Below are 12024 nucleotides of genomic sequence, written 5' to 3'. Positions count from 1 at the left end.
ATGCTTGATGCGGAAGCGGGCTTCGATCTCGAGGATGACATCCATCCCGACGGTGACGAGGGTGCCGAGCCCCGACCGGACTGGATCTCCGACCACGCGGTGAAGCGCATTCGCCAGCGCCTGGGATTGCCGAAACGGGCTGCCCAGCGCGAGGCCGAGCGGGCGCTTGAGGGCGCGCATGTCCGCCACTTCACGGGCAGCTTCCGCCGGTATCTCGACTACCTTCGCCACCTCCACGGAGTGGGCGCCCATTATCGCATCACGCGGTCGGCGATCTTCGCGTTCAAGTACGGCAATCTGGCCACCGTCTTCCCGGTCCCCCCGAAGCACCGGAAGTCCGCGAACGCGCAGATGGAGCGACTGCTAAAACGGGCCGATGCGAACCTGGCGGAAGCGGAGACTTCGTAACCCTGCCGCTCCGGCTTTCCATAGAACGGGTCATTCTACCTGCCCCCGAGCGGCCAGTCGACCCGCCCATTAGGGTGGTTGCCATTTGGCAATCTTGTTCACTGGCAAACAGCGAAGAGAACTGGAAGTTTCCCCTCTCTCCGGTCGGTCCATTACTTTTTGATTCTTTTTTTTGTTTGCTTTTGGGGGTTTACACTCTGCCCTGAGCCGTGCTCGTTTCCCCCTGCCCGCTGATTGCTGGCAGGTCACCATCGGCAGAACGCGCCCCATGTCTATAAGAACATACCGACCGCCGAGAGATGTTCTCGGCAGGGAGAACGATGGCTGGCTAATGAAAAAGACATACTTTCGAGGCACCATGAAATACATCATTCTCACCACTACCGCTATCACCCTGCTCAGCGCATGTGGCTTCGGCGGCGGCATGGGCGATGACTTCGACGACGGAAGCATCGACGGCGGCACCATTGACGGCGGCGGGGATCCGGGAGGTCCTGTCCGCGACTACGACGCAGCAACTCCCCTGAACTCCTTCTCAGAATCCGCCGGACAAGGTGGAACTTACAGTGCCGCGGGTATCGTAACGTCCGCTGAAGTCACCACCAATGGCGGGAAGGTCACGTGGGTCGCTGATCCGGAAACAACGCCGGGCGCACAACTCCACATTCATCTGGAAGATGAACTGCTTCGAGCTGTGCGAGTAAGTCGGAGCGGTGCCGATTTCACCTTGGACGAGGACAACGGAGCACTGATATCAGGCTCCGAAGACGGAACGCGAATTGCGTTGCTTTCCCAGGATGAGCGGACCGGTGCCCTACTGGCCGATCCCCGTGGCACCGGCTTCGAGTACCAGTCGTTCGGCGTATGGGACGTTAGCCAGGGGATGGTCGGACACGGAGCTGCAGGCTCTTTCGGCGTGCGCACCTCAGCAAACGCGTTGCCGGCGGCCGGGACCGCGAGCTACCACGGATCGTCTGTTGGTCAGGTGGTCACAGAGGGGGAAATTTATCTGACCGACTCCCGGGTTGCCGTCACCACCGACTTTGAGACCGTCGCCATGACGAGCTCGGATACCTCAATCGTCGATATGAGCACGGGCAATGCCACTACTGCAGCGCGCCCTGACCTGGACTTTACCGCCTCCGGCACGCTGACCGGCTCGGGTTTCACCTCGAACATCGACACCGCCGGTATCGAAGGCTCGGTGAACGGGCAGTTTTACGGACCTGGCGCCGAGGAGGTGGGCGGGACGTTCGCTGCGAAGGCGGGTCAAAGCACCTACTTGGGCGCCTTCGGCGCGGCTAAGTAAGCGTAGGCCTCTCCCGCGCTGAGAAAGCTTTCCTGTCCTACGACGCGAACGCATAAATCTGACGGAATGCTCACTGTGAGCATTCCGACCCTCTTCTCTTTGAGGCGAACCAATGACTGGGATGCAGTAACCGCACCTCGAGGGGCATCTATTTTACAGTGCATTGCAACTCAGTCGACCCGCCCGTTTGGGCGGTTGCCATTTGGCAATCTTGTTCGTTGGCAAACAGCGTAGAAAAATGGAAGTTTCCCCTTTCCTTAGCCAGCTCGTTGTTGCTTGATTCTGTTTTTTTGTTTCGTTTTAGGGGTTTACACGCCACCCTCAGCCGTGCTCCTTTCCCCCTGCCCGCTGATTGCGGGGTCGCCACCATCCGCAGAACGCGCCCCATGTCGAATACGAATATGCCGATTGCCGAGTAAACCTCCTGGCAGGGAAGCCGATGGCTGGCGTACACGAGAACCTAATTTTCGAGGGACCATGAAACACATCATTCTCACCACTACTGCGCTTACTCTTCTCGGCGCATGCAGCAACGGCGGCGGTAGCGGCGGCATCAATGCGACACCCCTGAAGTCCTTCTCCGAAGCTGTTGAGCAAGGCGGAACCTACCAGACGACCGGGATTGTGACTTCAGCCGCTTACACGACCAACAGTGACGATGAAGTCACCTCGGTTGGCGATGCTGAAACGGCGCCGAACGCCCAGCTTTACATGCACATCGAGGAAGAGTTGCTCCGAGCCGCACGCGTCAACCAAAGCGGCGCGGACTTCGCATTCAACGAAGGCAAAGGGGCAGAGATTGTCGGCTCCGAAGATGGTCAAGTCTTCGTCGTGGTGAACGAAGACGAAACCATGGGCGGGCTGTTCGCCGACCCAGCCGGCATCGGTTTCGAGTATCAGTCGTTCGGCGTCTGGGACGTCATGGGCGAAGACAACGCCGGCCGCGCCGCAGCCGGTTCCTTTGGCGTTCGCACCGCGGCCGACGCCATGCCCACCACGGGTACGGCCTCCTACTCGGGCCAATCCGCGGGGCAAGTCGTTACGGATGGTCAGGCCTACCTTACCGGCTCCCAGGTAACGCTGAGCACTGACTTTGAGACGGTGGACATGTCGAGCACCGATACCACTGTCGTCGACATGTCCACTGGTAACGTCACGACCACAGCCCGTCCTGACTTGGATTTCACCGCGTCGGGCGATCTGGACGGTTCCGGCTTCACCTCGAACATCGACACCGCCGGGTTCGAAGGGTCGGTGAACGGGCAGTTCTATGGCCCCGGCGCCGAGGAAGTGGGCGGCACGTTTGCCGCGACGACCGGCGGCAGCAACTACATGGGCGCCTTCGGCGCAACGCAGTAAGCGTGAGCTTTCGCAAGACAATTGCAGTGGCCGCCCTGGCGGCCGCTGCTTTGGTTTCGGAGGCCGGCGCGCAACCCCAGCAGGCGGCTTCCATCTCCACCGGGACGGCGTTTCAAGCGGCTCTCATTTCTCTGAATTCCGGCCGCCCCGAACCCGCTATCCGAATTTTCAGAAAAATCCTGGCCGCTAATCCGGGCCTGGTGCGCGTTCGCCTCGAGCTTGCCAGGGCCCTCTATGCCGCGGATCAGTATTCCCAAGCCAAGGAGCAGTTCCGCATCGTCCTGTCGAGCGGTGACCTTCCCCCGAATGTGCGGGCCAACGTCATACGCTTCATCCGGCGGATCGATGAGGACCGCGGCCTGCGAACCGATTTCAGCATTGGTCTCCGCGCGCCGTCCGGGAGCGGGCGATCCTACGAGAGCGACGAGATCGAGGTCATCATGAATGGCCGTCCGTTGACGTTCCAGATGGATCGGGAAGACCCGCCCGCCACGGGAGTCGACCTGCAGGGCTCGATCCGAAAGCAGTGGCCTCTGAGGACCTATGAGAACGGCTCGAAGCTCACTGGATACCTTCGCGGCAAGGGCGCAGTCTACGAGACGCGCGACACGGAGTGGGACACCGCCAACGCCGAGGTCGGGGCGGGCCTCCAGCTCACATGGCCGAAGTCCACTGGCTTCGTCGAGGCTACGTATGGGCGCGGCTTCGAGGCATGGGAGCTGACCGAAACCCGGGTGGGAGTGGGCTCCGGCATCCAGGTCCGCCGGGATTCCGGCCTGACAACCGCGGTCAGCCTGTCGTTCCAGGACGTTACCCTTGCGAAGTACTCGGATGCCAAGGCCGCGCGCACGAACGTGTCGTTCGAGGTGATCCGCCCTCTCGCAGGCCGCGACCAACTGACGCTCGGGGTGTCTTACCAGCGCCAGAACGCAGATCGCGGGGACCTGGCATACGATTTCGCGGAGATCAGGGCGTCCCGGAAGACCGAGACTGCCGGCGGGTTCGTACTGGAGCCGTCGCTCTACGCACAGATCTTCCGGCAGGAGGACCCCACGCCCGGGCTCCCGCGCTCACGGTCCGAGGAGGAATACGGCGTCGATCTCCGCGTCGAGAAGCCTGACGTCTTCGTCTTTGGCCGTCTGACCCCGTACGTCGAGGTGGGCGCCTCGAAGCGGAACAGCAACTTTGATGCCTACAGCTACCGCGACGTACGCATCAACGCGGGGTTCTCGAGCGCGTTCTGACCACGAACCGGACTGTTTCCCTGCCGGCCCGCGGGAGAGCTTGCATGCTCCTGCGGGCCGGCCTATTTCCAGTTCATGACCTGATTTCTTGCCTCCGCTGCACCGTTCATGCCCGCCATCCCGGTGGGCCGGTGCCTATGGAGGCAGATTAGTGAAGCACGACAAGATCGGCGAGCGCGACCGCGCAGCCAAACGGGACCGCATCATCCGCACGGCGGAATGGGTCCTCCTCAAGGCCTACCGGGCGTCCTACCGCAAGGAAATCCTCGAGAGCCAGTTCCGCATCAAGGAAGGCATCATTCGCGAGATGCGGCGGCGGGCCAGGTAACAAAAGAAGAGGCCGCGCGGCATCCCCGGGCGGCCTCTTCTTTTCAGAATGTCTGGAGTTCAGGCCTTCCAATCGGCCGCTGCCTGCGCCGCGATCCGGCGGATGTCGCTGCGTGCAATGCCGATGTCGGCCAGTTCGCGGTCGTCCATGGCTGCGAGTTCGCGGAACACGCGGTTGGACTCGCGGCGGCGCGAGAACCAGGCAACCAGGCGGTTCCAGGTCGGCTTCGTGTCCTCGAAATGGGATGTCTTGCCGCGGAAGGCGGCGTGGTCTGCGGTCGTCATTTCAGTAGTTTCCTTCATCGTTGAGCAGCAGGTATGCCGCAGCGCAGCGATGGGCAACGGCCGCGGCCGCAAAGGCGGTATGCTCCGCAAGCAAGGCGGGAGCGCTACCATGGGCCGCGGACTCCGGTCACCCGAAGAGAGCGTCTCCCGTAACTCCGTCGTAGCCGAGGAACGTGATGTCAACGGTATCTCTCACGAGGATCGTCGTGCTGCCGTAGGTCAGCAGGGTGTCCGTCCCGGAAGAGGTGTCGACGGTCACGTCCGTGGAATTGTTCGCTCCGGAGAACTGCAGGATGTCCTGAACCGCCGCCGTTCCGTCGTCAAAGCCTTCGACCGTGTCGCTGCCGTCAGACGTGTCGAAGATGAAGGTGTCCGCCATATCCGCGCCAGGGTAGCCCGGATCCTCGCCATAGAGGGTGTCATTCCCGTCGTCGGCGCCACCTTCCACGAAATCGTTCCCGGTCCCGCCGAAGAACTCGTCGTCGCCCGCCCCGCCCAACAGGGTATCGGCACCATCGCCGCCATAAAGGGTGTCGGCCCCGAGGTTACCCATCAGGCTGTCGTTGCCATCCTCGCCGTGCAGCTCGTCGTCTCCATCACCCCCGCAGAGCGTGTCGTCTCCGAGGCCGCCGTAGACGAAGTCGTCTCCTTCGTCCCCGCAGAGTTCGTCGTTACCTGCCCCGCCGATCAGGGTGTCGCTTCCGGTGCCACCGTACGCTTCGTCCGCGTCGTCGCCCCCTTCCAGGATGTCGGCACCGTCTCCTCCGTGCAGCGTGTCAGCACCGGCGCCGCCGAGGATGCTGTCATCGCCGGCGCCGCCGTCGAGGAAGTCCGCCCCCGAGCCCCCATCGAGGGTGTCGTGACCATCTCCACCGTCGAAGTCGTCATTTTCAGAGTTTCCGAGGAGGCTGTCATTGCCGAGGCCACCCTGCAGTGTGTCAGCACCCGTCCCGCCGTCCAGCGTGTCGTTGCCAGCATCTCCGGCCAGGGAGTCATCATCCGCGCCACCGAGGAGGGAGTCGTTGCCCCACCCACCGAGCAGGGTGTCTGACCCCGCATCTCCGTTCAGGGTGTCGTCGTCTTCCTCGCCTTCCAGCCGGTCTGCAGCATCGCCGCCACTCAGGACGTCGGAACCTGAGCCCCCGTACAGCGTGTCGGCATCCGCCCCACCGTCCAGCGCATCGTTGCCGCCCTCGCCGTAGAGAACGTCGACCCCCGATCCGCCCAGCGCCGTGTCGTCTCCATCCCCGCCGCGGAGGGTGTCGTTCCCGTCCTCGCCCTCGAGGCGGTCATTTTCAGAGTTTCCGAGAAGGCTGTCATCGCCGAGGCCGCCTTGAACGGTATCCGCGCCCGCGCCGCCGGCCAGGGTATCGGTGCCGGCCCCACCCGTCAGGGCGTCCTCGCCATCGCCGCCCAGAGCGGAATCGTTGCCGTCCCCTCCATCAATGGTGTCGTTGCCTGCATCCCCGGAGAGGAGGTCATCCCCGGCATCACCCAGAATGCTGTCCCCGCCGGCGCCGCCATAGACGGTGTCGATCCCATCACCGCCGTTGATCGTGTCGGAGCCGGCGTCCCCGTTCAGGAGGTCGGCCTCATCACCCCCGTCGAGAAGGTCGGCACCATCTCCTCCGTGGAGGGTGTCCACCCCTGCACCGCCGCGCAGGTCGTCGTTTTCAGAACCTCCGTCGAGGACATCCGCGCCATCGCCACCCTCCAGGGTGTCGGAACCAGATCCGCCTTCGAGGCTGTCAGCTCCTGCCTCGCCGTAGAGGACGTCTGCATCAGCCCCGCCCAACGCGGTGTCGTCGCCCGTTCCGCCGAACAGGGTGTCATTTCCCTCGTCGCCCTCGAGGACGTCGTTTTCAGAGTTTCCGAGAAGGCTGTCATCGCCAAGGCCGCCGGCCAACGTGTCGGCACCTGCCCCCCCGTCCAGGGTGTCCTGGCCATCTCCACCGGTCATGAGGTCGGCGCCACTGCCGCCCAGCGCCGAGTCATCTCCTGCGCCACCATCGATGGTGTCCTGGCCGGTTCCGCCGTGGAGGGTATCGGCCCCTTGCCCGGCATCGAGCTCATCGGCACCAGAGCCGCCTTGCAGGTCGTCATTGCCATCGCCACCGATCAGCGTGTCCGCGCCCATGTCCCCGCGAAGCGTGTCTGCGCCGTCCTCACCCTCGAGGAGATCGGCGCCATCCCCGCCGTGGAGTTCGTCACCGTCGCTTCCGCCGCGGAGGACGTCGTCACCCGCCTCGCCCTGCAGGGTATCCCGACCAGTTCCGCCGCCCAGGACGTCGTCGCCTTCACCGCCCGCCAGGCTGTCATCCCCGGCATCCCCGTCCAGATGGTCAGCGCCAGCCTCACCGAGCAGGGTGTCCGCTCCATCGCCGCCGGAGGCCGTGTCTTCGCCATCGCCCGCGAGAACGCTGTCGTCACCGGCCTCCCCGTAGAGGGCGTCGCCCCCTTCGCGGCCGTAGAGAACATCGTTGCCCTGGCCGCCGAGCACGGTGTCATCGTCCGTACCACCGTCCAGCGTGTCGTCTCCTGTCCCGCCGGCGAGGCTGTCACGACCGTCCTCACCGTAGAGGAGGTCACCGTCTGCGCCTCCATCCAATGTATCGTCGCCCAGACCGCCAGAGATGGTGTCCCGGCCGCTGTCGCCGCGAAGGTCATCGTTTCCGGCATCGCCGTCGACGGAGTCGTTTCCAGCCCCGCCGTGCGCGGTATCCTGGCCCGAGCCACCGTGAACAGTGTCATCCCCGTCACCGGCCTCGAGGAGATCGTCCCCTCCACGCCCATCGACAACGTCATCGCTATCGAGCGACCGGAAGTGCTCGTCTTCGTCGCTGCCCGTGAGGACGTCCTCGAATACCGTCCCAGTGATCGGCCCGGGCTCCGGCGTGGGCTCGGGGACTGGCACAGGTTCCGGCATCGGCTCGGGCTCGGGCTCGGGAGTAGGTTGGGGTTCCGGCTCCGGGACCGGTGCAGGCTCCGGGAGCTCAGGCAGCGGGACCGTCGGCCCAGGACGAGGGAGATCAACCAGGATCGGGTCCTCGAGCGGATCGGGCCCCGGGAGCGGAGACGTCGTCTCGAAGGGCTGCCCAGGGCGAGCGGAATGGCCGCCGTGCCCGGGGTTGACCGAGTACGAAATCTCCAGGATCGACCCGGCCTCTGGTCCTGGGCCACTTCCCTCGCGGAGGGTGCGACCTCCCGATCCCATGTCCCCCGGCACGGGCTCCCCAAACTCAAAGCTCAGATCACCGCCATTTTCAGAGTTTTCCGCCGCCTCCGCAGGGCCGACATCCTCCGGTGAAGGCATTGCTGGAAGCGCTGCGTTCTCCTCCCCCTGGTTCACGACTTTCGCGTCGCCGCCCGCCTCGTGATCGACGCCGTCTTGCCCCTGTTCCGCGGGCTTCCCGAAATCCGGGCGTAGGTGGGCGTACTCGTCGAACATCCGACCCTCGAGATCGGACATCTCTTCGGCCTTCTTGGCACCAGGCTGGTCCGGGAAGCGAAGATCGTTTTCCGGCATCCTCAGCTCATCGATCTCGGCATCCTCCCGGCCGGGCCGCACCTTCAGGGTTTTCGTGAAGTCGGGGCCCCGGTAGATCAGCGCCGAGGCATCTTCACCCCAGTCCTGTTCGCTCGCCGCGGCAATTTCCTCGATCCCGGGCAACGCGTCCGCCTTGGCCTTCATGGTCAGAAGCAGGATCGCCTGGATCTGGAACAGGACAGCCAAAAGCTGCTTTTCGTTGCGGCCACGAAGCATGGACCGCAACTTGTTTCCCGCCTTCGGGGTGCCGTTTTCCATGGCCCGTCCTCCAGTCTCTACACTCGTCTATAAAGTCTGAAGTTGCGGTGAGAACGTGAAAAACAAGTATGACCCCTAACCCATGCAGTGGAAGGAATGCGAAAAAATCGTGGTTTGGAGCGCCTTTGTGTTGACCTCCGCAGGGGAGGCTTTATAGGGGCGCCGAGACAATATCCTTGCCTGTCCTGCACATAGACGGGATCGGCGAGGCGATTCAATGAAAGAGAAGGGGGTGCTGTCATGCGCACTCTTTCCGAGCCGTTGCGCAAGGCGGCGAGCTACGAGTTAGTGTCTGTTGTTTTGGGGCTGCCCATCCTGTCGGGTCTCCATGACCAGGGATACGGGCCGATGTTCTTGCTGCTCACCCTGGGATCGGTGATCGCGGCTACCTGGAACCTGGTCTTCACGAGGGTCGTCGAGAATTCCCTGAAAAAGCGAACCCGCCGTACCGGCATGCAGCACCACTGGACCATGGACCACGCCCTGGCGTATGAGGCAGTCCTACTGGCAATCATGCTTCCGGTGACATCCTGGGCGCTGGGCATTTCCTTTTTCCAGGCCTTCATAGTCAGCGCCACGATCTCGGCCTACTACGCGATCTACAGCGTGGCCTTCACCTGGGTCTACGGCGCCTTCATCTCAGATCCTGAAAACGCCTACTGAAGGGAAGGCTCGCTCTTCATCTCTTCACCGTGCCCTGCGAGCTTCATGCGGGACGCTGGGAACGGTTTGAGGAGGTCGAACGCGTCGGCGGGTGATCCGGACAGCCAGGTCTCGAAGGCGTCCTCCGGAAGGATCACCGGCATGCGGTCCGGGTGCACGGGCTTCACCAGTTCGTTGGGCGTGGACGTCACCATCGAGTAGGTCAGGATGTCGACCTGCTCGTCCTTGTAGTAGCCCCTGTGCTGCTTCCAGATGCCGGCGAACGCGTAGGGCTGTGGTTTCCCTCCACCATCGGTGACGGTGAACCAGTGGTAGTCGGCAGGTGCCCGGCCCTTGGCCTCGCAGAACGACGTCGCGGGGATCAGGCAGCGGCGTTCCTCGAAGCTCTGACGCCAGAAACCCGAGCTGCGGAGCTTGTCGTCCCGAGCGTTGTTGATGGCCTTCGGCTGGATGGGCTTGCCCGTCTTCTTGCTCTTCTGGGGCATCACGAAGCCCCAGTGCATGTCCAGGGCTTCCCGTTCGCCCTCGTTCAGGCGGACCACCGGCCCATCGTATTTCGGGAAGATCGCGCGCCTGGGCTCGAAGTTTCCGAGCCGGTCGTTGGCAGCCGGCACGTCGAACAGCGAGCGCATGGCGTCCTTCGGCATCGAAGCGGCGTATAGATTGCACATCGCGGGCTCCTGACCTTCCTACGGGCAGAATGGCGTGTTTACCTGCTCAGGCAATCACGTAGCCCTCCTAAGGGCTCGAGAAGGGGGGTAGCGATGACCGAGACCGCTCCTCGGATGTCGTTTTCAAGGTGTAAAACGTCGGTTTTCGTTCGCGTATATCCGAAATATATTTGCAATGTATCGACGATATGGAGGGCGCTTGCATGATTCGTTCGGTACAAACACTGGGTTCTGAAATCGCGGCCACGGCGCCGCTGCATGGGAGCTTCGATGTTCTCGTAGTGGGTGCCGGACCGGCCGGGATTGCAGCTTCCGTGACAGCAGCGGAAGCGGGTCACTCAGTCCTGCTTGTCGAGCGGCTTGGATACTGCGGTGGCGCGGCAGTCTCAGGAATGTCAGGCACCATTTGCGGTTCAACGGCCGGTCGAAACAGACCGGCGGATGCAGATCACATCCATCGCGATCATCATTGTCGTCGCCGGAATCCTGTCGGCATTTCCGGAAACAGCGAAGACCACCCTCGACAGCGTCTTCAAGTACATGACACACACTTTCGACTTCGCGTTCCTGCTGATCGGCTTCGCAGCGCTTGTGTTCGTCGTCTGGCTGGCGATGTCGAAGTACGGTGCAACCCGGCTGGGCGGCGCTGAGAGTGGCCCCGAATTCACCTGGGGTGCTTGGGGTGCGATGGTCTTTCTCGCCGGCATCGCGTCTGGCCTCATGCTCTGGGGCGCCACTGAATGGGCATACCACTACGCGTGGACGCCGTTCGGCATCGAGGCGCAGTCGCCGCAGATGTTCACCGTCGGGCAGGCCTACGGCATCTTCCATTGGGGTCCGACTGCCTGGGCTCTCTACTGCGTGCCCGCCGTGGCGATGTCCTACATCTACTACGTGCGAAAGAAGCATGTCTACAAGGTCAGTGAAAGCTGCCGCGGAGCACTGGGTAGCCTCGTCGACGGACCTGTGGGAACGGTCATCAACTACCTCTTCATCTTCGGCATTCTCGGCGCCGCTGCGACCTCGCTGGGACTGGGCACACCGATGATCGGCGGCGCCGTTGCAGCGGTGATTGGAGTCGAGGCAAACCTTTGGCTCGATGTCTCGATCATCATCGCCTGTACGGCCCTGTTCACTCTTTCCTCGGGCCTCGGCCTCGAAAAGGGGATCAAGCGGCTTTCGCTCTTCGGCACGCTGCTCACCCTGGCAATCGTGGTCTACACCTTTCTCGCCGGCCCGAGCGGCTTCATCACCCGCCTCGGAATGGACAGCCTGGGCTACGCAGTCACCAACTTCATCGAGATGAGCCTCTGGACCGACAGCGTCGCCGCATCGGGGTTCCCACAGGCATGGACGGTTTTCTACTGGGCGTGGTGGGTAGCCTATGCGCCGTTCATGGGCCTCTTTGTGACCCGCATTTCGCGCGGCCGGACGATCCGTGAGGTGGTTACGGGAATGCTGTCCTTCGGCTCGGCGGGCTGCGCGATCTTCTACATCGTGCTCGGCGGCTACGGGATCAACCTGCAGATGGAAGGTGCGCTCGACATGGTCGCGCTGGTGAACGAGCAGGGCGTTGCGCCAGCGATCATTGCGATGTTCGAGACCCTTCCGGCTTCCAAGATCGTGCTGCTCGCCGTCGCGGTATCGGGCATTGTCTTGCTCGCCACCACCTTCGACTCGGCGGCATATGTCATGGCTTGCGCAGCCACCAAGGAATTGGACGAAGGCGTCGGTCCGGAGCGCTCCAACCGTCTGTTCTGGTGCGCCGCGATTTCAGTGCTGCCGCTGGCGTTGCTGTTCCTGGGCGGCCTGAAAACGATGCAAACTGCAGCTGTTCTCGTCGGCCTTCCGATCATGCTCATCTTGGTTTGCATGATGATCACGGTCGTCAGCTTCCTGAAACAGGACAACCCGGCGCCGTTATCCGCGCGCGCAGTTTGATCCCACAGGGCG

The 12024-nt window shown here is 63.0% G+C and carries 10 protein-coding genes and 1 pseudogene; 8 read left to right on the top strand and 3 right to left on the bottom strand.

Going from position 1 to position 12024, the window contains the following annotated elements; all coding sequences use genetic code 11:
- The 5 genes from ACXYMW_RS13075 to ACXYMW_RS13055 all read left to right on the top strand — a co-directional run bounded on the left by ACXYMW_RS13075 (window position 1) and on the right by ACXYMW_RS13055 (window position 4648).
- Window positions 1-408 carry a hypothetical protein gene (locus ACXYMW_RS13075; protein WP_459035767.1) on the top strand — a complete coding sequence of 136 codons (408 nt, stop codon included), beginning with the start codon at window positions 1-3 and terminating at the stop codon, window positions 406-408.
- A gap of 358 nt (window positions 409-766) precedes the next feature.
- Window positions 767-1717 (top strand): transferrin-binding protein-like solute binding protein, encoded by a 951-nt coding sequence (locus ACXYMW_RS13070; RefSeq protein ID WP_459035766.1) that lies wholly within the window; start codon window positions 767-769, stop codon window positions 1715-1717.
- Between the two features lie 477 nt (window positions 1718-2194).
- Window positions 2195-3076: a transferrin-binding protein-like solute binding protein gene (locus ACXYMW_RS13065; protein ID WP_459035765.1), complete on the top strand. Its 882-nt coding sequence runs from the start codon at window positions 2195-2197 to the stop codon at window positions 3074-3076.
- 2 nt (window positions 3077-3078) lie between these two features.
- Window positions 3079-4320, top strand: coding sequence for a surface lipoprotein assembly modifier (locus ACXYMW_RS13060; RefSeq protein WP_459035764.1), 1242 nt, complete (start codon window positions 3079-3081; stop codon window positions 4318-4320).
- Window positions 4321-4471: 151 nt separating this feature from the next.
- Window positions 4472-4648: a hypothetical protein gene (locus ACXYMW_RS13055; protein ID WP_459035763.1), complete on the top strand. Its 177-nt coding sequence runs from the start codon at window positions 4472-4474 to the stop codon at window positions 4646-4648.
- Between the two features lie 59 nt (window positions 4649-4707).
- Here the strand turns inward: ACXYMW_RS13055 and ACXYMW_RS13050 are convergent, their stop codons facing one another.
- Together ACXYMW_RS13050 and ACXYMW_RS13045 are read right to left on the bottom strand one after the other, a co-directional pair.
- A complete protein-coding gene (locus ACXYMW_RS13050) occupies window positions 4708-4932 on the bottom strand; it encodes a DUF1127 domain-containing protein (protein WP_459035762.1) in 225 nt (74 codons plus the stop codon).
- A gap of 127 nt (window positions 4933-5059) precedes the next feature.
- Window positions 5060-8737: a calcium-binding protein gene (locus tag ACXYMW_RS13045; protein ID WP_459035761.1), complete on the bottom strand. Its 3678-nt coding sequence runs from the start codon at window positions 8735-8737 to the stop codon at window positions 5060-5062.
- A gap of 240 nt (window positions 8738-8977) precedes the next feature.
- On the opposite strand from ACXYMW_RS13045, the gene ACXYMW_RS13040 reads away from it, so the two are divergent.
- Window positions 8978-9400 carry a chlorhexidine efflux transporter gene (locus ACXYMW_RS13040; RefSeq protein ID WP_459035760.1) on the top strand — a complete coding sequence of 141 codons (423 nt, stop codon included), beginning with the start codon at window positions 8978-8980 and terminating at the stop codon, window positions 9398-9400.
- Here the strand turns inward: ACXYMW_RS13040 and ACXYMW_RS13035 are convergent.
- Window positions 9394-10071 (bottom strand): SOS response-associated peptidase, encoded by a 678-nt coding sequence (locus tag ACXYMW_RS13035; RefSeq protein WP_459035759.1) that lies wholly within the window; start codon window positions 10069-10071, stop codon window positions 9394-9396. The genes ACXYMW_RS13040 and ACXYMW_RS13035 overlap by 7 nt on opposite strands.
- Before the next feature lie 188 nt (window positions 10072-10259).
- Here ACXYMW_RS13035 and ACXYMW_RS13030 point away from each other — a divergent pair.
- Window positions 10260-10610: pseudogene (locus tag ACXYMW_RS13030) on the top strand (FAD-dependent oxidoreductase); the annotation flags it as partial.
- The gene (locus ACXYMW_RS13025) at window positions 10513-12012 is read left to right on the top strand and encodes a BCCT family transporter (RefSeq protein WP_459035758.1); all 1500 of its coding nucleotides are present in this window, start codon (window positions 10513-10515) and stop codon (window positions 12010-12012) included. The pseudogene ACXYMW_RS13030 and the gene ACXYMW_RS13025, both read left to right, overlap by 98 nt.
- Window positions 12013-12024 lie beyond the last annotated feature (12 nt).

The sequence above is a fragment of the Roseivivax sp. CAU 1761 genome (assembly GCF_054482755.1).
This window is presented reverse-complemented; position numbering and strand designations above follow the sequence as displayed.